The organism is Paraburkholderia bonniea, from assembly GCF_009455625.1.
GTDB lineage: Bacteria > Pseudomonadota > Gammaproteobacteria > Burkholderiales > Burkholderiaceae > Paraburkholderia > Paraburkholderia bonniea.
Genome location: NZ_QPEQ01000001.1, coordinates 1,088,308 through 1,108,730 on the forward strand (window position 1 = coordinate 1,088,308; position 20,423 = coordinate 1,108,730).

The 20,423-nt window shown below is 60.4% G+C and carries 15 protein-coding genes and 1 other RNA gene; 5 read left to right on the top strand and 11 right to left on the bottom strand.

All coding sequences use genetic code 11. The features are described 5' to 3' along the window. Positions 1 to 314: 314 nt before the first annotated feature. Positions 315 to 2,162, bottom strand: a complete 1,848-nt coding sequence (locus GH656_RS04745) for a tetratricopeptide repeat protein (protein WP_153074822.1) — start codon at positions 2,160 to 2,162, stop codon at positions 315 to 317. A gap of 378 nt (positions 2,163 to 2,540) precedes the next feature. Here GH656_RS04745 and GH656_RS04750 point away from each other — a divergent pair, with 378 nt between their 5' ends. Next, positions 2,541 to 4,316 (top strand): FAD-dependent oxidoreductase, encoded by a 1,776-nt coding sequence (locus tag GH656_RS04750; RefSeq protein WP_153074823.1) that lies wholly within the window; start codon positions 2,541 to 2,543, stop codon positions 4,314 to 4,316. 107 nt (positions 4,317 to 4,423) lie between these two features. Here GH656_RS04750 and GH656_RS04755 read toward each other — a convergent pair whose 3' ends face one another. From GH656_RS04755 to GH656_RS04770, 4 genes are read right to left on the bottom strand one after another with little or no spacing between them, the layout of a single operon-like run. Further along, positions 4,424 to 4,660: a formate dehydrogenase subunit delta gene (locus GH656_RS04755; protein WP_153074824.1), complete on the bottom strand. Its 237-nt coding sequence runs from the start codon at positions 4,658 to 4,660 to the stop codon at positions 4,424 to 4,426. Further along, on the bottom strand, positions 4,653 to 7,634 hold the full coding sequence (gene fdhF / locus GH656_RS04760) for a formate dehydrogenase subunit alpha (RefSeq protein ID WP_153074825.1): 2,982 nt from the start codon (positions 7,632 to 7,634) through the stop codon (positions 4,653 to 4,655). Before fdhF ends, GH656_RS04755 begins: the two co-directional genes overlap by 8 nt. A gap of 13 nt (positions 7,635 to 7,647) precedes the next feature. Beyond that, entirely contained in the window at positions 7,648 to 9,207 is a 1,560-nt protein-coding gene (locus GH656_RS04765; RefSeq protein WP_153074826.1) for a formate dehydrogenase beta subunit, read from the bottom strand. After that, positions 9,204 to 9,692: an NAD(P)H-dependent oxidoreductase subunit E gene (locus GH656_RS04770; RefSeq protein WP_153076555.1), complete on the bottom strand. Its 489-nt coding sequence runs from the start codon at positions 9,690 to 9,692 to the stop codon at positions 9,204 to 9,206. Before GH656_RS04770 ends, GH656_RS04765 begins: the two co-directional genes overlap by 4 nt. Positions 9,693 to 9,959: 267 nt before the next feature. On the opposite strand from GH656_RS04770, the gene GH656_RS04775 reads away from it, so the two are divergent. After that, the gene (locus GH656_RS04775; RefSeq protein ID WP_153074827.1) at positions 9,960 to 11,048 is read left to right on the top strand and encodes a substrate-binding domain-containing protein; all 1,089 of its coding nucleotides are present in this window, start codon (positions 9,960 to 9,962) and stop codon (positions 11,046 to 11,048) included. Positions 11,049 to 11,192: 144 nt separating this feature from the next. Beyond that, positions 11,193 to 11,459: a hypothetical protein gene (locus tag GH656_RS04780; protein WP_153074828.1), complete on the top strand. Its 267-nt coding sequence runs from the start codon at positions 11,193 to 11,195 to the stop codon at positions 11,457 to 11,459. Between the two features lie 162 nt (positions 11,460 to 11,621). On the opposite strand, the gene GH656_RS04785 is transcribed toward GH656_RS04780, so the two are convergent. Together GH656_RS04785 and queF are read right to left on the bottom strand one after the other, a co-directional pair. After that, positions 11,622 to 12,590 (bottom strand): queuosine precursor transporter, encoded by a 969-nt coding sequence (locus tag GH656_RS04785; RefSeq protein WP_153074829.1) that lies wholly within the window; start codon positions 12,588 to 12,590, stop codon positions 11,622 to 11,624. A 25-nt stretch (positions 12,591 to 12,615) separates the two neighbouring features. Then, positions 12,616 to 13,419, bottom strand: a complete 804-nt coding sequence (gene queF, locus GH656_RS04790; RefSeq protein ID WP_153074830.1) for an NADPH-dependent 7-cyano-7-deazaguanine reductase QueF — start codon at positions 13,417 to 13,419, stop codon at positions 12,616 to 12,618. Positions 13,420 to 13,938: 519 nt separating this feature from the next. Between queF and GH656_RS04795 the strand changes: the two genes are divergently transcribed. Beyond that, positions 13,939 to 15,378 carry an ankyrin repeat domain-containing protein gene (locus GH656_RS04795; protein WP_174769696.1) on the top strand — a complete coding sequence of 480 codons (1,440 nt, stop codon included), beginning with the start codon at positions 13,939 to 13,941 and terminating at the stop codon, positions 15,376 to 15,378. 439 nt (positions 15,379 to 15,817) lie between these two features. Further along, the gene (locus GH656_RS04800; RefSeq protein ID WP_153074832.1) at positions 15,818 to 16,948 is read left to right on the top strand and encodes a hypothetical protein; all 1,131 of its coding nucleotides are present in this window, start codon (positions 15,818 to 15,820) and stop codon (positions 16,946 to 16,948) included. A 343-nt stretch (positions 16,949 to 17,291) separates the two neighbouring features. On the opposite strand, the gene ssrA is transcribed toward GH656_RS04800, so the two are convergent. The 4 genes from ssrA to ompA all read right to left on the bottom strand — a co-directional run bounded on the left by ssrA (position 17,292) and on the right by ompA (position 20,113). Further along, positions 17,292 to 17,698, bottom strand: a transfer-messenger RNA (tmRNA) gene (gene ssrA / locus GH656_RS04805). Positions 17,699 to 17,811: 113 nt separating this feature from the next. Continuing rightward, positions 17,812 to 18,543, bottom strand: coding sequence for an HAD family hydrolase (locus GH656_RS04810; RefSeq protein ID WP_425495873.1), 732 nt, complete (start codon positions 18,541 to 18,543; stop codon positions 17,812 to 17,814). Positions 18,544 to 18,565: 22 nt separating this feature from the next. Next, entirely contained in the window at positions 18,566 to 19,264 is a 699-nt protein-coding gene (gene ubiG / locus GH656_RS04815) for a bifunctional 2-polyprenyl-6-hydroxyphenol methylase/3-demethylubiquinol 3-O-methyltransferase UbiG (protein ID WP_153074834.1), read from the bottom strand. A gap of 204 nt (positions 19,265 to 19,468) precedes the next feature. Continuing rightward, positions 19,469 to 20,113 (bottom strand): outer membrane protein OmpA, encoded by a 645-nt coding sequence (gene ompA, locus GH656_RS04820; protein ID WP_153074835.1) that lies wholly within the window; start codon positions 20,111 to 20,113, stop codon positions 19,469 to 19,471. Between the last annotated feature and the right edge of the window lie 310 nt (positions 20,114 to 20,423).

A 20,423-nucleotide genomic window follows, 5' to 3' on the forward strand; every position in this document is an offset into this window, starting at 1 on the left:
CGCGCACTTCGGGCTCGCGGCTCCTGGTCTGCTGTATTCCGTTTTCCGTTTGAAGATGAATCGAACCACCGTCCATGCAGCGGGCACGGTGGTTTTTTTTACGTCTTAGCAGGCCGTTGAAATACCTCGTGGAACGGTCATCCGGGACGCAGGCGTAAACGGTGAACTGATGTTGTCAAAGAGGGCGAGATGGAACGGATGCGCGGGCCAGAGGATTCTGCCGAGTAGATGCTCACTGTGTTGAAGCTGGATGATTTCGTGCCTTGGTCATAAAACAATCCCAATTTATGCAAAGTTATTTCTGGGACGGAACACTAGGCTTCCCGCAGCGCATGCGCCACGGCTTCGACGACCTCAGCCCAGGCTCCGGGCCGGGGCTGGCGCACCAGCCGGGCGCTGGCGTACCACGGGCTGCGGGAGCTATCGGTGAACCAGCGCCAGTCGGCGGCGAACGGCAGCATCAGCCACAGTGGCACCCGTAAGGTGCCGGTCAGATGCGCGATGGCGGTATCAATCGAGACCACGCCATCAAGCTGGGCGATGATCGCGGCCGTATCGGCGAAGTCGTGAATATGCCGCTCAAAACGGTGAAACGAGGCGGCGCGCTGATGGACGATGAGTGCACTACGTTCGGCATCGCTGAGATTGGGCTGCAGCACGATCCAGTCGATGCCGCTGAGCGCGAATAGCGGCTCCAGCGCGGCGAGCGGCAGGGAGCGGGTTTCGTGCTGATGGATGTGGCCCGACCAGGCGAGGCCGATTTTGCGCCGGGCCTGGCCGCCGAGTGAGCCGCGCCATTTGCGCCGGTAGCTGGGCGGGATGCTCAACTGGGCGGTGTGTGGCGGCAGTGTGTCGAGTGTCGTCCCGAGTGCCAGCGGCAGGCTTAGCAGCGGGCAGTGCCGGTCGGCTACGGGTTGCGGCCCGCCTTGAGCGATCAGCGTCACGCGCCATTGCTGCGCGGCTGGCGCGAGCAGTGGCACTAGCGCGGGCTGGACTTCGAGAATCACGTGGCCAGCGCGCTGGGCCGCGAGCGGAACGAAGCGCATGAATTGCAGCGTATCGCCGAAGCCCTGTTCGGCCTGGATCAGCAAGGTGCGTTGGCCCAGCGGCTCGCCGTGCCAGCGGGGGGAGGGCTGCGGTGCGGTGGGCGCGAGCAGTGCGAGACGCCATTCGTAGCCCGGCAGGCCGCGTTTGAAGTCGCCTAGCGTGAGTTGCGCCAGTGCGCGGTTGAGATGGGCTGCGGCGTAATCGGGCTCAAGGCGCAATGCCTGATCGAACGCGCGCACCGCGGCGGCAGGTGCCCCCAGCGCCTGGTGTGTGGTGCCCAGACTGAGCCAGCCCGGGGCGAAGCAGGGCTCAAAGCCAACCGCGCGCTCGAAGTGCGGTAGCGCCTCGCTGTGCTGTCCGAGTGCCGCCAGCGCATTGCCAAGACCGCGGAGCGCCAGTGGCAAATCGGGCTGCAGCCCGAGGACGGCTTCGAAGGCCTGCACGGCCTGCTGGTGGTGGCCGGTGGCGTCGAGCGTATTCGCCAGATTGAAATGCGCTGCGATGAATTGCGGCTGCAAGGTGAGCGCGGTGCGGAAATGCTCGATGGCCAGGCTGGGCTGGTTCAGCGCGTTGAGCGCCATGCCGAGATTGTTATGTGCGCCCGCATGCTGGGGTTGCAGCTCAAGCGCGCGGCGCAACGAGGCGGCGGCGGCTTCGTGCTGCCCCAGCGCGTGCAGCGCATTGCCCAGATTGTTATGTGACGGCACATCGTTTGGTTGCAGACGAAGCGATTTCTGGAACGCATCGGCTGCGTCCTCATGACGCCCGATGGCGGCATAAGCATTGCCGAGGTTGTAGTGCGCCAGAGCGAATTCTGGCGCGAGGGTGAGGGCATTGCGAAAGCGTTCGATGGCCTGCTCGAATTGCCCCATGGCCTTGAGCGCATTGCCTAGATTCAGTTGCAGCGTGGCGTCGTTGGGCCGCAACTGGGCGGCGCGCTGTACCAGATCTGCGGCGGCGTGATGCTGGCCTTGCTGGTGGTGCAGCACGCCCAGCATATGCAATGCGTCGACGTGCTGCGGGTTGGTGTCGAGCATGGCGCGATAGCCGCGAGCAGCATCGTCGAGACGGCCGTCACGATGGGCCGCGTAGGCATGCTTGAAAACAGGTTCCATGGGGGGAGGCCAAAAGCGGGGGAGAAACCCCTGAGCCGCGCATTTTCCCATACTCGGGTGGGGTTTCTGGCCCAGGCTACTGATCGGCGGTATGCTGCTCAGCTTGGGTTGGGCTGCCGCCTGGCCGCCCGCTATTGTTGTTTTGCTGGTGGCGGGTGGCCAGGCGGATTCACAGAGTGGGTTTGAGCTGGATGATGCTTGCCTGTCTTTGCCAGCTAGCCGCTAGCAGCTAGCCAGCCCGTAACTGATAACCAGTAAATAACTAACCAATAGCCAATATCAGGAGATGGAGCCGTTCCGTGGTTTTGCTGGGGGCGCTGCAATGGCGCGCCCGGGCGTCGGTTTGAGAGGACCGTGCGTCATTTCCAGGAGAGCGTCATGCCTGTTTGCCCCGATTCTTCGAGCGTGCTGGTGGTGGGTGCGGGTCCTGCCGGATTGGCTATTGCATTGAGCTTGGCTCGCGCGCGGATTCCCGTGCGCCTGATCGACAAACGGCTAGCGCCCGCCACGCATTCGCGCGCGATTGGCATCCAGGCGCGCACGCTGGAGCTGCTGGAGCAGCATCGCGTGGTTGAGCCGTTTCTTGAACTGGGCCACCGGGCGCATGCCGTCAATCTGTATTCGCATACCCATCGGCTGGCCCGGCTCGATTTCGAGCCGTTGCACACGCGCTATCCCTATCTGCTGTTTCTCGATCAAACAGTCACTGAGCGCTTGCTGAGCGAGCACCTGGCGACGCTCGGAGTTGAGATCGAGCGTGGCGTTGAACTGATTGAATTTACCCATGGCTCGGCGGGGCTCAGTGCGACGCTGCAGCGTGCTGACGGGCACCGCGAAACGCTGCGCCCTGACTATCTGGTAGCGGCGGACGGTGCCCATAGCACGGTGCGGCACCGGCTTGGGCTGGGTTTCGCGGGCAAGACCTTCGAGCAGACGTTTTTGCTGGCTGATGTACAGGGGCAAACCGAATGGCCGGATGACGAGCTGCATTTGTTTGCTTCCAGCGCGGGTCTGACGGGGTTGTTTCCGCTGGGTGCGGGGCGCTACCGGATGATTGCCGACCTGCCAGGCGTGCCAGCCCAGGAGACATCCGCGCCGGGAGCAGAGGCATCAGCGTTGTCAATGTCACCACTAGCGTCACTAGCCTCATCAACTTCATCCGCATCACCTACCCCACTAGCACCTGACGCCGCGCCGTCCTTCGAGGTCTGTCGCGCGATTGTCGAGCAGCGAGTGGGCTTTCCGGTGCATTTGACGCAGATGCTGTGGTCGTCGTATTTCCGCGTGAATAGCCGGATGGTTGAGCAGATGCGTAGCGGACGCGTGTTTCTGGTCGGTGACGCCGCGCACGTGCATAGCCCGGCGGGCGCGCAAGGGATGAACACGGGGATTCAGGAGGCGTTCAATCTGGGCTGGAAGCTGGCACGTGTGCTGTCTGCCGGGGCACCGGATGCGCTGCTCGATACGTTTCATGCTGAGCGGCATCCGGTTGCGGCCAAAGTGCTGCGACAGAGCAGCGTGATGACGCAAATGGCACAGGCTGACCACGGCCCGCTCAAATTGCTGCGCGAGCACGTGATGCCGCTGCTGGCCAGTTTTGGGCCGCTGCGTGATGCCGCGCGTGCGATGGTGAGCGAACTGGCGGTGCGCTACCGTCATAGCCCGCTCACGCTGGAGCGGATGCTCGATGGCGGGGCTCGTGCGGGTGAGCGGGCTCCGGATGCCAATGTGCATGTGCTGGATGGGCCATTAGGCGTGGCACCGGGCAGCGCCCGTCTGTATGAGCTGCATGATCCCGCCTGGTTTTCGCTGTGGTTGCTGGTGGAGCCGACGCCGCAGGTTTCGCTCGAAGGGGATGCGTCGCTGGCCGTGCTTGATCCGGCGTTGAAGTGGCTGGTAGCTGGGCTCGAACCCTGGCTGTCTGGCGCGCTGCGGGTGTGGTGTGTGACGGATGCGCCAGAACCCGGCATGCCATCGCTGACCGAAGCGTATGGGCAAACGCGTCCAGCGTTTTATCTGGTGCGCCCCGATGGCTATATCTGCGCGCGTGGCCGCCCGGGCCCGGATCTGGAAGCCGTGCTGCGCCATAGCGAAACCTGGTTCACGGCGGCTTCGGTGGCGGCGGTGGCGTCAGCTGCGACGGATGAGCGGTGATGAATAACTGGCGGCGAATGGGCGGTGGCGAATGAGCGGCGACGAATGGGCGGCGACGAATAACCAGCGGCGAATGACCACCAACGAATGACCACCAATAAATAAGCTCAGGCGGCAGGCGTCAGTTCGTTGCGGTATTGCAGCAGCGCTTGCCTGACGCTGCTGGAGAGTGCGGCGGCGCGTTCCGGCGTGTCGAGCGTGGCGAGCAGGGTGCGCCGCATACGCGGCTCCCAGAAGCGGCGTATGTGATCGGCGATGCCCGCGAGTGCTTCGTCGCGCGTGGGCATCGAGTCGAAAAACTGGCCGATCTGGTTCGCCATCTGAATCAGGTTCTGCTCATTCATGACGCTCACCAGTGGTTTCGAGGGTTTCGAGGCTGAGCGGCCCGCGCTGCGCGAGCCGCAGCAAATCCAGCTGCTGGCTGTTAAAGCGGGAGTAATCCTGCTGCCATTGCGAGGGTTGTTCAACTGGCATCACCTGCACGGCGGTGACTTTGTATTCCGGGCAGTTGGTGGCCCAGTCAGAGCTGTCGGTGGTAATCACGTTCGCGCCAGATTCCGGAAAGTGGAACGTCGTATACACCACCCCCGGTTGCATGCGCTCGGTTACCTGCGCACGCAGCACGGTGTGCCCCGCGCGCGATTCGATGCCCACCCAGTCGCCATTTTTGATGCCGCGTTCTTCGGCATCGTGCGGATGCAGCTCCAGCCGGTCTTCGTCATGCCAGCGCGAATTTTCGGTGCGGCGAGTCTGCGCGCCGACGTTGTACTGCGACAGGATGCGGCCGGTGGTCAGCAGGAGCGGGAAGCGTCGCGTGACTTTCTCCGGAGAGGCGATGAACTTCGTGATGATGAATTTGCCAAGGCCGCGCGCAAACGTGTCGACGTGCATCGTCGGTGTGCCCGCTGGCGCGGCGTCGTTGCAGGGCCATTGCAGGCTGCCGAGCGCGTCGAGCCGCGCATACGAGACGCCATGGAAGCTCGGCGTGAGACGCGCGATTTCATCCATGATCGCGGCGGGATGGGCGTAGTCCATCTCGTAGCCAAGCGCTTGCGCCAGTTGCAGCGTGACTTCCCAGTCGGCGTAGCCCGCTAGCGGTGGCATGACGCGGCGCACGCGTGAAATACGACGCTCCGCGTTGGTGAAGGTGCCGTCTTTTTCGAGGAATGATGAGCCAGGTAAAAACACGTGCGCGTACTTCGCGGTTTCGTTCAGGAAGATGTCCTGCACCACGATGCATTCCATGGCCGATAGTGCGGCGGCGACGTGATGCGTATTCGGATCGGACTGCACGATGTCTTCGCCCTGACAGTAGAGGCCGAGGAAGCTGCCATGCAGTGCGGCATCAAACATGTTCGGAATGCGCAGGCCGGGTTCGGGTTGCAGCGTGACTTGCCATGCTGCTTCGAATAGCGCGCGAGTGGTGGCGTCGCTGATATGGCGGTAGCCCGGTAGTTCGTGGGGAAACGAGCCCATGTCGCATGAGCCTTGCACGTTGTTCTGGCCGCGCAGGGGGTTCACGCCGACTCCTTCGCGGCCGAGATTGCCGGTCGCCATCGCCAGGTTGGCGATTCCCATCACGGTGGTGGAGCCTTGCGCGTGCTCGGTAACGCCAAGGCCGTAATAGATCGCGGCGTTGCCGCCCGTGGCATAGAGCCGCGCGGCGGCCCGTACTTCGCTAGCGGGCACGCCCGTGAGGCTGGCGCTGGCTTCCGGGGCGTTTTCCGGCTGGGCGGCGAACGCGCGCCAGGCGTCGAACGCATGCGGCTCACAGCGGCTGGCGATAAACGCTTCGTCCAGCAACCCCTCGGTGACGATCACATGCGCCAGCGCATTGACGATGGCGACGTTGGTACCCGGGCGCAACTGCAAATGGTGCGTGGCCCGCACATGCGGGGTATCGACCAGATCAATCCGGCGCGGGTCGATCACGATCAGCTTCGCGCCTTGCCGGACCCGGCGCTTCAGGCGCGAGCCGAAGACGGGATGGCCATCAGTGGGGTTGGCCCCCATCACGAGGATCACGTCAGCCTGATCGACCGAGGCAAAGGTTTGCGTGCCGGCGGATTCGCCGAGCGTGGTTTTCAGTCCATAGCCAGTGGGCGAATGGCACACGCGCGCACAGGTATCGACGTTGTTGTTGCCGAACGCAGCGCGCACCAGTTTTTGCACCAGATAAGTTTCTTCGTTGGTGCAGCGCGATGAGGTGATGCCGCCAATCGAGTCGCGTCCATGCGCGGCCTGGATGCGGCGAAACTCGCTGGCGGCGTGGGTGATGGCTTCATGCCAGCTGACTTCGCGCCATGGGTCAGTGATCTTGGCGCGAATCATCGGTTTGGTGATGCGGTCTTTGTGCGTCGCATAGCCCCATGCAAAGCGTCCCTTGACACACGCGTGGCCTTCATTGGCCTGACCGTTCTTGTGCGGCACCATGCGCACCACCTGGCTGCCTTTCATCTGGGCTTCGAATGAGCAGCCCACGCCGCAATAGGCGCAGGTGGTTACGACGGAGTGTTCCGGCTGGCCCAGCATGACGACGGTTTTTTCCTGCAGCGTGGCAGTGGGGCAGGCGGCGACGCAGGCACCGCACGAGACGCATTCCGATGCCATGAAGGGCTGGTTCTCGCTGGCGGCGACGCGCGCGGCAAAGCCCCGTCCCGCGATGGTGAGCGCGAAGGTGCCTTGAGTTTCCTCGCAGGCGCGCACGCAGCGGTTGCAGACGATGCATTTCGAGGGATCGTAGGTGAAGTACGGGTTGGATTCGTCTTTGGCTGTCTCAAGATGGTTCGCGCCATTGAAGCCGTAGCGCACTTCACGCAGCCCCGTGACACCTGCCATGTCCTGCAGTTCGCAGTCGCCGTTAGCCGGGCAGGTGAGGCAGTCGAGTGGATGGTCCGAGATATAAAGCTCCATCACATTGCGGCGTAACGTTTGCAGGCGCGGGCTTTGGGTGCGCACTTTCATGCCCGGTTCCACAGGGGTGGTGCAGGACGCCGGATAGCCGCGCTTGCCCTCGATTTCCACCAGGCACAGACGGCAGGAGCCGAAAGGTTCGAGCGAATCGGTCGCGCACAGTTTCGGCAGGTTCACGCCTGCTTCGATGGCCGCGCGCATGACCGAGGTGCCTGGCGCGACGCTGATCGCGCGGCCGTCGATGTCGAGGGTGATGCTCGCCTCACCTGGGCGGCGTGGTGTGCCGTAATCGGTGTTGTCAAATGCTGCGGGTGTGGGCGCGGTTGCGGCGGCACGGCAGGCGCAGTGGCCTGAGCCGCAGGCGCTGGAAGTGGAGTTGGAGATCGTGGAGGTGGCGTCGGACATGGGGGCTCCAGAGTCAGGCAGCCGCCGCGCGTGACGCGGCAGGTTCAAGACCGAAATCTTCGGGGTAATGCTCGAGTGCGGAGAGCACCGGATAAGGCGTCATGCCGCCCATCGCGCATAACGAGCCAGCCGTCATCGTGTCGCACAGGTCGCGCAGCAATTGCACCTGCTTCGCGGAGGTATCGCCACGACGGATTTGCGCGATGACTTCGACGCCACGAGTCGAGCCGATCCGGCACGGGGTGCACTTGCCGCACGATTCGAGCGCGCAAAAATGCATCGCGTACTGGGCCAGATCAGCGAGATTCGCCGTGTCGTCGTGGAGCACGATCCCGCCATGGCCGACGACCGCGCCCACTGCGCTATACGCTTCGTAATCCAGAGGGAGATCCCACTGCTCCGGTGGCACATACGCGCCAAGCGGGCCGCCCACCTGAACCGCACGCACCGGCCGGCCGTTGGCCGTGCCAGCGCCGAAGTCGAACATCAGCTCGCGCAGCGTCACACCAAACGCCAGTTCAACCAGACCGCCATGACGCACGTTGCCCGCTAGCTGAAACGGCAGCGTGCCGCGCGAGCGCCCCATGCCGAAGTCGCGGTAGAACGCCGCGCCACGGGCAAAGATGAGCGGCACCGTGGCGAGCGTAATCACGTTATTGATGACGGTTGGCTGGCCATGCAAACCAGCCAGCGCGGGCACGGGCGGCTTGGCGCGCACGATGCCGCGTTTGCCTTCGAGAGACTCCAGCAGCGCGGTTTCTTCGCCGCAGACGTAGGCACCTGCGCCTTTAGCGACCTGCAGCGTGAAGCGATGTGCCGAGCCCAGGATCTGCTCACCGAGCCAGCCCGCGGCATGCGCTTGGGCGATGGCCGCTTCGAGCGTGGCGATGGCGTGTGGATATTCGCTGCGCACGTAGATGTAGCCTTGCGTCGCGCCAGTTACGAGCGCCGCGATCAGCATTCCTTCGATCAGCACGAACGGATCGCTTTCCATAATCAGGCGATCAGAAAACGTGCCGGAGTCGCCTTCGTCAGCGTTACACACGATGTATTTCTGCGCGGCGGGTGCGTCGCGCACGGTGCGCCATTTGATCCCGGCCGGAAACGCAGCTCCACCCCGGCCGCGCAAGCCAGATTCGATCAGCGCCGCGATAGCGTCGGCGCCATCCATCGCCAACGCTTGCTTTAGGCCCGCGAGACCACCGTGCGCCAGATAGTCATCGAGCGAGAGCGGATCAGTCAGGCCGATGCGAGCGAAGGTGAGACGCTGCTGACGTTTTAGATAGGGCAACTCGTCTACCAGGCCGACATTGCGCGGATGCGGGTTGCCCGTCAGAAAGCCCGCGTCGAAGAGCGTGCTGATGTCGTCGAGTTCAACGTTGGCGTAGCCAATGCGCCCAGCGGAAGTGACGACTTCGAGCAGCGGCTCAAGCCAGAACAGTCCGCGCGAGCCGTTGCGCACCAGATCAAGCGTCAGGCCGCGCTGGGCTGCTTCACGAGTGAGCGCTTGCGCCAGCGCATCGGCACCTAGCGCTAGCGCGGCTGAATCGCGCGGAAGGTAGAGGCGTGTCATGGGTTATCCGGCTTGGTGACAGTGGACAGCACCTGCTGGTGCGCGAGCGCCAGGAGCGCGTCGAATTTTTGCGGCGTGACTTTGGCGTGCAAGGTGCCGTTGAGCGTCAGCGCAGGCGACAACGCACACTGGCCGAGGCAGTACACCGATTCAAGGCCGACCGTGGGCGGGTGGCGAGCCGTGCGGCTGGTTTCCGGCTGAGTATCGAAGCGCTCGCCGGTGCAGGCTTCGATATGCACGGCCAGCGCCTCGGTGCCCATGCTGCGGCAGGCTTCGGCGCGGCAAAGCTGAAGCGTGAGCGCCGGCGGCGGCTGGGTGCGGAAGTGGTGGTAGTAGGTCAGCACGCCATGCACCTCGGCGCGGGACAGATTCATGCCCTGCGCCAGCGGAGCGACGGTCTCGGGCGGCACAAAGCCGGTTTCGTCCTGAATCGCGTGCAACACAGCCAGCAGTGAGCGGCCTGGCAGCAGGTGACGTTGCACCAGCGCGGTGAGAGACGGGCTAGCGGGCGCAGCAGAAGCAGACGCAGCAGCGGAGGTAGCAGAAGCAGCCGAAGCTGGAACGGAGACAGGACCAGGTGCTGCGGCGGAAACATCGGATTGGGCCAAGTGGGGGCTCCTGCAACGCGATATATGTACTTGTTGTTCATAACAAGCGGCACTATGCTTGCGTTTTTTGCGGCTATTTTTAGCAGCTAATGCGGAAGATAGGCGGCTGTGCGGGCAAGCGCAATAGGAGCTAATTGAACATATATGGTTGAGATTGAATGTCACGCTCAATTAGTCGTGCGGGCTGGCGGCGGTGAACGCGCCAGCCTGACTGACATCGCGCCATTACTGGCGCTGGTGCATGAAACCGGCAGCATCGCGCAGGCGGCCGCGCTTAAGGGTTTGTCCTACCGCCACGCGTGGGGCGTGTTACGCGCTATCGAAGCGCATCTGGGCGCGTCACTGATCGAAAAAACGCGCGGCCGGGGCTCGGCGCTATCGGCTCTCGGGCACGCGGTGCTCCGGGCGCAGCAGTTGGCGCATGAGCGGCTGGCAGACAACCTGCAGGCGCTCTCCGGCGAGGTGGCTGACGAGCTCAATCGCTGGCTTGAGCCGCCTGCGGCGGCGCGGGCTGACGTGCGGATTCAGGCCTCGCACGGTTACGCGGTGGCGGCGCTGGTGAGTGCGCTGGAGGCGCGGGCGGTTCCGGTGGAGATCAAATACCGTGATAGCGCTGAAGCCGTGAGCGCGCTGGCCCGGGGCGAATGTGACCTGGCGGGGTTTCATTTGCCGCGCGGTGAATTCCGCGCCGCTTGTGCCGCGACGTACCGGCGCTGGCTGGAGCCACAGCGCCATGTACTGGTTCATTTGACCCGGCGTCAGCAAGGGCTCTTTCTCGCACGCGGCAATCCGAAGCAGATCACCGGGCTGAGCGATCTGGTGCGCGACGATATTCGCCTGGTGAACCGCCAGCCCGGCTCGGGCACGCGCATGCTGCTTGAGCTTGCGCTACGCCGCGCGGGCATCGACCCGGCCCGCGTCAATGCGTATGCGCTGACCGAACTAACGCATTCAGCGATTGCGGCGTTTGTCGCCAGCGGCATGGCGGATGCAGGTTTTGGCGTGGAGCCCGCCGCGCATCAGTTCGGGCTGGGTTTTATCCCGGTGGTGGATGAGGATTATTACTTCGCCTGCGAGCGTGCGGCATTGGCGCATGCGCCGCTCGATACCGTGCTGGGGGTGTTGCGGGAGGAGGCGTTTCAGCGTGACGTGGCGCAACTGGCGGGGTATGAGCCACGGAATTGCGGGATGCTGGTGGCGTGTGAGGCAGGCCTGGATGGCGAGGAGGGTTAAACGCCTGGCGCATGTTGTGAGGGTTATGCCAGTCACGAAGACTGCAGCGGCAGGTTGCAGGCAGTTGCGGTACGCTCTGCGGCTTGCATTTCACTTCACTTCATTTCACTTCAATGGAACGGTAGCTAGCCGTAGCGAATCAACATGAAATCACTCATCCACTTCTGCGTCGCCACTGCTGCTGCGGCTGGGGCCTTACTGGGCGCTGGCTCTAGCGCATACGCACAAAATGCGCCGGGTTCGCCGGATGGCATCTTTCAGGAGCAGTTCCGGTTAAAGGAGCATCCGCAAATGCCCTTTGCTGCCTCGGCTCCTTCGGCCAAATATCAGCATGGCGCGCCATCGGCGCTGCGCCGCCAGGGCGACATGGGTGACCCGAACGGCTGCAATCTCAAGTGCCCGCAGAACTAGTGCGCAACGCGTGCCGCCTCGGCCAGGCAGGGCCGCTGGCCGAGGCGGCTGCCAGGTGCCTGGTGATACGAATGAGTCGTGCGAACGAGCCATGCGCACGGATCACACGAACTAACTAGTGAGCGGGCCCATTGAGCCCCATTGAGCCCGTTAGCGAACCGCTTAGTCCTTGAACGCGAAAGGATTAAAGCGGGTGTTGAAATCGTAGTAATCGACCTTGTCGAATTTTTTCAGCCAGCCAGAGACGTGTGTTGTGACCGGCAGCAGTGCCAGCTCGTAGATCGCCTTCACCGTAATCTGGAACAAAATCATCGCTGCGATCTCGCGCCCCGGCATCACGCCAAAAAACAAAAGCGTGCAGAAAATGGCGCTATCAATCGTGATGGCCCACCCGGCACTAAAGAGCACCCGCCCCCACAGGTACTTCCCCGAGCTGGCTACTTTCAGTTTGGCCAGCAAGGTCGTGTTGACAAACTCCCCACAGAAATACGCGACGGTCGAAGCAAAGAACGTCCGGGAAAAATTGCTGACCAGCAGGTCATATCCGGCCAGCGCCGCCTTGTTCTGCAGCGCCCATTCAGGGGCGACGGGAAGCAGCGAGGCCGCCCACATCCCAAGCACCAGCGCGAAGTTGACGGTCAACCCGCCCCAGATCACCAGCCGGCTAGTCCTGTAGCCATAGACCTCGGTAATCAGCGTGCTGAAGAGGTAAGTCATCGGAAACACGACCAACGCAGCAGGGAATTGCACGGTCTCGCCAATACCGGCCAGAGACAAGCCCAGATGCAGCTGTATGACGCGAAATCCTGTCACGTTCGACACGACGAGAAACGCGACGAACAGCATCGCCAGCATCAAGACGGAGCGCGTGATTTGCTGCTTTTTTTGCGGGCTGTCATGGGGCGGCGCGTGTTTGTCCGCCTGCGCATCACCGTTGAGCAACGCGATCTGGGCCAGATCTTCGGGTGAACATTTTTCAAGCCAGGCTGCTTGCTGCAGCGTTGCTACAGGCTGCTTGAAGGCCGCACCTGATGCACTCACCTTGACCCGGCCCATGGTTTTCTTTTGCGTCTGCTTTTGCATTTTCATCGGCGCGATAACGGCCTCTATCTGGTGCGTCGGCTTGGACATTTTTATCCTTCTCCGCCGGGTCGTTTCACTGTCGGACAAGGCGTTCGTTTAGCACGACTGCGATGGGCTCCGAGCTCCGGATCGGGTTGATATCAATCCCGCCTCGTCGCGTGTAGCGCGCGCTTACCGTGAGCCTGTCCGGCGCGCAGCGGCGCGAGATATCCAGAAAGATCCGCTCGACGCATTGCTCATGAAACTCCTCGTGATTTCTGAATGACACGATGTACCTGAGCAAACCTTCGCGGCAGATTTTCTCTCCCTCATAAGAAACGGAAACCGTTCCCCAATCGGGTTGGCCCGTCACCAGGCAGTTTGATTTCAGCAGATTGGAATACACCGTTTCAGCCACCCGGCCGCCCACGGTTTGAAGCGTCGCGGACGTGACTTCGAACGTGTTGATCTCGATGTCCTGATGGTCAAGCGACTCACCAGAGAGGGCCTTCATGCCGGGTACCTCCGCGCCATCGACCCTGTCCAGCTTGACCAGAACGGGCGCGCCAGCACATTCAGACAGGTCCGCCGCGATGGTTTCCTGGACGGCGGCAAGGCTGTCGTAACGGGTGTTATTTAACGTGTTGAAGTACAGCTTCATGGATTTCGATTCAATCAGGTTCGGTGAATCGCACGGAATGTGAAGCTCGGCCATGGCGACTTGAGGCAAGCCTTTCTGGTTCAGCCATGAAACTTCGTAGTGGTTCCAGATATCGAACCCGGAAAAAGGTAATGCTGCGGTAATTCCCAGTTCGTTTCGTTTTATTTCGCGCGGAATGGCGAATAATCTGTCGGGGTTATATAAAGATTCGTAAGTAGATTTTTTTCCGAGTTCCATGTTTTTATAAGTTTCTCGTTAATCAGGATAGTTTAATAATGGCGCAGCAAAATCAGGCGGGAAAAAATAATATTGTTTGGGTGAGGTCCATTATTGCTGTATGAATTTTGTCATTAAGGGAAGGTAAAGCCTTTCCTGTCATAAAAATTTGCAGCGGTCGAATAATAAGATAAAAGCATTCATGCGCCGCAAAAAAATCCGCCATTTCACCCTATCTGTCTAGATAGGTATATTGCAATGCCGTTTTATTTGCGTAAGAAAAACATGTGTTGGTCAGGTAATTCTGGAGATTTTCCCGGGTTTAAACTATTTGCCTGAAGCACTGAAATAGAGATGCTTTTGGCCGACATGTTTCGCAATGGGCGAAGGCAGCCTGAGCCTGACAAAAATGTTGGACCTGCGACAGAAATCAACCTGCACCGACGGATAAAAGTGTCAGAAGCGGGAACGATGCCTCGTGCATCAGTTACCAAGAGGCCACTTCTCCTATCACTTGGACGCTGGCTTGCCTGCTGTTTTATGCCCTTCGTTTTTCCTTCCGGTTGCATCCCCGCGCAGCAAAGCACGAATTCGCTAAATAATTTCACCCCAGTCAACTTCGATCGGGCCATGCGCGCAGGCGCACACGGCAGAGAGCCACTGCGCGCCATGCTGGCAGAAGCTGCGGTGGTCGACGCCGATGAGCCACGGGCGCAGCAGCGGAACCCGGAGATCGACTGGGCAAAACTGGGCCAGACGCTTTTCGCTGACGATCTCGAAGCATTCAAGGCACTGCTTGAGCCGCACTATCAGGTGAGCCGGAACGCCGCTGGCTGGATACGGGTTAATGACGGCTGCTGCTTCGCATGGCTGGTGCAAATCATTCCTGATGGCGCAGCACTGCTGCAGGATGTGGTGTGCAATGAGATGTTTGATGAGATAGCGCTGGCGCTGGCTGGGGCGTGTGTTGAGCATGGCCGTACGGCTTTGCTGGAGACGCTGCTGCAGAGCGGGCTTGAGCCAGATTGTCAGGACTATACGGGCTGCACCTTGTTACATCTGGCCAGCGAGCTAGGCCAACTGGCCAGCATTGAGCTGCTGCTGCGATATGGCGCAAAGGTGAATGCGCTGGACCACAACGGCGATACACCGTTGATGGTGTTGACGAATAGCTTCGTGTCGATGGACGTGCAGGAGGCGCTGCGCCGCTTGCTGACGGGCGGCGCGGACAGTACCGTGTGGCTCGAAAAGAACCGGGAGCAAAGGGCGTCGCCCATGGTCGCTGCGGAGTTTTTCGTACATGCGCTGGTTATCGATGACCCGGTTCTCAAGGCCTATGCGCAGGAGCATCTCGGCTTGTACTTCTGCGTTGAAACGTACACCAGCTTTTATCGCGCTAGCGAAGTGGCGGGCCAGCAGCGGGTGCTGGGGAATTTCATTGAGCAACTGAAAATTACTGCCAACCGCAGCGCTGTGGAATCGCTGTCTTTTCTGCTATTTGATGGCAGGCCGCCTGCCGACGGTTGGGACAACGTCCAGTTCTGCGCCGCAGATCTCGACGCCATCGCGCGGGAGACCCGCATTTTTCAGACGCTCTGCGACATGCAGGACGCGTTGGCCACAGACAGCAAAACGGTCAGTCCGTTATTACCGGTTCCAGACGGCCAGCCATTACCCATGCTGGCGCTGCTGGTCACACAGCTGACGGCTATCTGGTTGAGTGAAACTCAATGGTTGATGCTCAGCGCGTCGTTTGCTGGTGCGGCGCTGGAAGCAGCGTTTGCGCTGACCGGCAGAAAAAGTGCGGATTTACCAGACGGCATCGACGCGCAATTGCGCAGGCTGGCGCACACGCTGGCTGACCAGTGCGCCCGCGTTGACCTGACGGATGTCCAGTGTGCGACGCGAGAGCAGCGAAGAGCGCAACTGCAGCGCATCTTGGCGCGGCTGGAGGTGGGCGGCGAGCGCGTTTCTGCTTAGGACGCTGTTGGGTGTTCTGCTCTAATCGAAACAGATGAATGGCCTGGCTTTCTTCGTAACGCATCTTCAGGTGCTGATGGGCCGGTAACGCGTCGCCGGTTTGTTCTTCAGTTTTTTCAGTCTATTAAGTGTCATTTCATTTCTTATGCCAGGTATTCACCGTTATCAGAGGCAAGTAGGAGCAGGAGCAAGGCGATCCACGCAAGTGTCGCAGCAAGCATCCTCACAGGAGCCCAGGGCCACCGAGGAGGGCCTTCGGTTCACAGCACATGCTTTGCGCGCTACGCCGGTACTGCACGAGCATTGCGAATTCATTCGGGCGTTCTGGCAGCATTGTTTCGACGTGTATTTTTCGACCTTGATCCCTGCTGCTGATCGTTTGAAGCAAATGAGGCGGCTTCTTCAGTCAAGGACGACGGTTACCGCAACACCGGATGGCATGTTGTACACCACGGAAGGACCCGTACTTGACTGGCTGGTGAGTCAACTCCCTGAGGGATTGGGGCCACTTCTGCTTGAGCGGATCGAGATGGCTCGCGTGAGCAAGGAGGAGCAAAAAAGATATTTGCTGGAAGTCGTGAACAGCGCGTTTGACAGTGACCGGAGCGACATCATCCGCGCCGCGCTGGCCCGGCACAGTAGTGCTGCCGCCACGCTGAAGGAGATCGGCACACCAATACTGCAAGCAGCAACCTGTTACAGGGGAGTGGCTAGCGTACAGGTGCTGATCGGCTTTGGTTTCGATGTGAACGGCCGGACCAGCAAAGGCGAACCGCTGGCGTCGTGGGTCAGCCGGAAAAGCCGCCCTGAGGTGGGCGGTGCGGCGTTACGCGAATTGTTGTGCGCTGGCGCTGAGGCCGCTCCCGTATTCGGCGCTTTTGCTGGCAAGCCAGTGCCTCCCGTCATTGCGCTCGAACTTTATATGTATGCACTGGCTTGCAACCGGCCCGATCTGGCGAGCAAAGTCCAGCCGTATGTAGGCAACCTGTTTGAACCGCAGTCTTGCCTCAGTTTCTATCGCATGGCTGACGCCACGGGGCAGAGCGCACTGCTGGCTTACCTGAAGCGCCAGCTTGAGTCAGACAGTGAAGCGCAGGAAATACTGATCCAGTGTGTCTTTCCCACGTTAACGGTGCTGGAAATAGAGCACATGCGCTGCGATGAGTTAAGCCAGCGCGAGACGAACCGGATGATGCTGGCGGAGATGGGGCAGCGTTTTAGCCTTGGCAATACCGGTAAATGGTTGTTGATGGGGTGTGAGGAGTCGTTGTGGTTGCGGCTAGTCAACGAAATCGACATGGTGTGGTGCGGCACGTTCCCTCTGTTGCGTGCGGAAAATGAGAACTACCTTGGACGCGGCGTGCTGGATGCGCTTGAACAAGCGCTGATGCTGACAGGCCCAGGCAGCCAGGCAAATCGTGAGCAACTGGCTGAGGCGCTTGGCGCGCTGGGTGCCAAGCTGCGCGCACGTTGCCTACCGGGTAAGGCCTCTGCGGGCCAGGCTGCTGAGTGTGATCTTCGGCTTAAGCATCTGGCGGGAGTGCGTCAGCGTTTTGCAGCGATGTTGTAGACGGTATCGCGGATGGATTTGCGGGGTGAGGAAGGCCTGGGCGGTGAGAATGCTGCGCACGATGTTGTAGGGCTGGGTGAGCGGGGCGTGTGCTTGCTGGTGAGATTGTCAGGATAACGAGCGGATAGCCCGTGGTGTTGGCTTGAGGCAGTACGTGTGTGCATGCACGGCGGAGGACGCCAGTTCGATCAGCCGCAGTCGGCTTTGATTGACTGGCAAAGGATCAAAGGATCAGGCCGGGGAGCATCCATGGCGGAGCCAGTGGAGCTCGAAGTTCTAGTGATGGGCTAGAAAAACAAAACCCCCGTAAGTCTTTGAACTTACGGGGGGTGGTTACAGCAATTGGTGGAGGCGGCGGGAATCGAACCCGCGTCCAGAAGTACTCTACAGCCAGTTCTACATACTTAGTCCAGTCATTTGATTTAACCGTGCCGACGCGGACGGACACGCTTCGGTACGGCGGTTCACTAGGTTTTCGGCCTTGGCATCGTGACAGGACCAAGGATTATCTGGCGTGGATGACCCCGTTAGTCTTGCGACCCTGGCCCACCAGCAGACCAGTACGGGGGATGTCACCGGTTATTAAGCGGCAGCAGCAGCGTAGGAAGAAGCATTGGATGCTTCGCCGAACGCCACAACATCAGTCATGCTAGTTTTAGCATTTATTACGTTCCCATTGATTTACGAGGTGACGGGTCCTCGGTATGCCCTGAACTGCTTCGCTACCCCTGTCGAAACCAGGTCGCCCCCGGTATTCGTTCGATTGGGTTGGCCTAAAGATGCGGGCCAACGTGCATTTTACAATAGCGCCGCCGCTCCGTCACGGCTTGTCTGCACTGGAATGTATCTGTTTGCTTGACGGGTTAGCCCGGATAGGTGATGTCGCGCAGCAGCGCCTGTAATTCGGCGGGCGACCGGACGAGAAACCGGGCCTGCCAGGCTTCAGGTGCGAGGCCGTCGCCACAATAACCATAGGCTGCCGCGACGGTTGCCATGGCCGCCGCGTGACCTGCCTGGATATCACGCAGGTCATCACCGACATAAAGAATATGCTCGGGTGCCACACCTAGCGCATCGGCGGCGTAGAGCAGTGGCGCAGGGTGCGGTTTGGCATGCGCGGTGGTGTCTCCGCTGACGATGCATCCCGTCCGGGTATCCAGGCCAAGCAGCGCAGCTAACGGTTGGGTGAGCCGTGCGACCTTGTTCGTGACGATGCCCCAGCGGATGCCGCGTGTATCGAGATTATCAAGCAGCGCATGGATGCCCGGAAAAAGCGCGCTCTCGACGCAAATATCTGCCGCGTAGTTCGCCAGAAACTCGTCCCGCATAGCGGCGAATTCCGCGTGTTCGGGGGTAATGCCGAACGCTTCACCAATTAGCCCGCGGGCCCCAGCAGACGCCAGCGGGCGCAAAACTTCAAGCGGCAGGAGGTCTAGCCCGCGACGTTGACGCAATTTATTGACTGCCGCCGCGAGATCAGGGGCGGTATCAGCCAGGGTGCCATCGAGATCGAACAGAACAGCCTGATAACGCTCTTGCGACTGGGAGGGAATGGTGTCAGAGGGTTGCAGCGTAGAGGGATAGCTCATGGTTATGCGATAGGCGAAAAAATGAGCATCAGGCGGCGCGACGGCACGCGAGCATATAGTTGACGCTGGTGTCGTCTGAGAGCCCGAAATGCCGGCTGATCGGGTGATAAACAATGCCTTTGAGGCCTACGGTATTGAGTTCCGCGAGGCGCACGAAGCGGGCCAGCTCGGACGGGCGGATGAAGCGGGCGTAGTCGTGGGTGCCTTTCGGCAGCATGCCTGCAATATATTCAGCGCCGATTACGGCGAATAAATACGCTTTGAGATTGCGGTTGAGCGTTGAAAAAAAGACCCAGCCACCTGGCTTGACCAGTGTTTTGCACGCAGCAACGATGGCGGCTGGTTCAGGCACATGCTCAAGCATCTCCATACAGGTGACGATGTCGTATGAGCCAGGCTCGCGTGCGGCCAGCGTTTCGGCGGCGATTTCTTCGTAATCGACGGTGACACCGCTTTCAAGGCTATGCAGATCGGCGACACCGAGCGCCTGACTGGATAGATCAATCCCTTTGACCTGGGCACCGCGTTGCGCCATTGATTCTGAGAGGATGCCGCCGCCGCAACCAATATCCAGAACCCGTTTGCCGGTTAAATGTGCTTGTGAGTCGATCCAGTCGAGCCGAATGGGATTGAGCTCATGAAGGGGCTTGAATTCTGCGTTTGGGTCCCACCAGCGATGGGCAAGATCACTGAATTTCTGCAATTCGTGGGGATCGGCGTTAGTCATGGCAGCAAGCCATTGCGAATGGCGTAGGTCAGAAATGAACCCGGAGTATATAGGCGATATACCCCTCGGAAAAGCGCCGGGGTGAGGGCGGAGCCTGTTCGCACGAACTTGCTTGAGAGCGTGCACGGGTGCCTGGGCGGCTGATTATGAAGCAAAAAAAGCCCCGCCGAAGCGGGGCTTTTAGATGCTGCGAAACAGTGGAACTTACTGCTTCGAAGTACCGACAACTTCGACTTCCACGCGACGATCCGGTGCGAGGCAGGCGATGAGTTGCTTGTGGTTCTTCTGGTTGCAGCCAGTTGTAACTGGATTACGCTTGCCCTTGCCTTCCGTATAGATACGGTTGGCTTCGATGCCCTTGCTGACGAGGTATGCCTTGACAGCTTGAGCACGACGCAGCGACAGGCGATCGTTGTATTTGTCGGAACCAATGCGGTCGGTGTAGCCAGTTGCCACCACGACTTCCAGATTCAGACCTTGAATCTTCGAGGCGAGATCGCTCAACTTTTCTTTGCCGGCTGGCTTCAGGATAGCCTTGTCGAAATCGAACAGGGCATCAGCTTGATACGTGATCTTCTGGCTGGTGATAACCGGAGGAGCAGGTGGGGCCGGTGGCGTTGGAGCCTGGGCTACCAAGGCGCCATCGCACTTGGCGTTTGCCGTTGCCGGCGTCCAGAATGCATCGCGCCAGCAAAGCTCGTTCGTGCCGTTCATCCACACGTATTCGCCGGTGCCATTCACCCAGTTGTCGTTCGTGGCTTGTCGCGAAGCCGGCACCGACTGTGCCATAGCAGATGCAGCCATTACTGCGGTAGCTGCAATGAACGCGAGCTTTGAAAGTTTATTCATATTTCTCCTCTCGAAATTGAGATTACCGCAGATTTACTGCGAGCTTGTTGACAAATCCAAGTCATACATTGCTCGAAGTATAACATCGGAGCGGAAACAAAAAACGCGCTGTGTAGACTTCGAGCTATGTCTAACTTTGTGCGTTGGCATTCTGCCATATCGTTCCCTTCCAACGTAAAAAAATTTCCCCCCCTTTTCACTCCACTAGTAAGTGTGGTGCATGAGCAACAACGCGAAGGGGCGAAAAACAAGGCTTGTCTGGAGGTGCGTGACGGGTGCTAGTGCGCATAGGGGGCGAATCATGACCGCT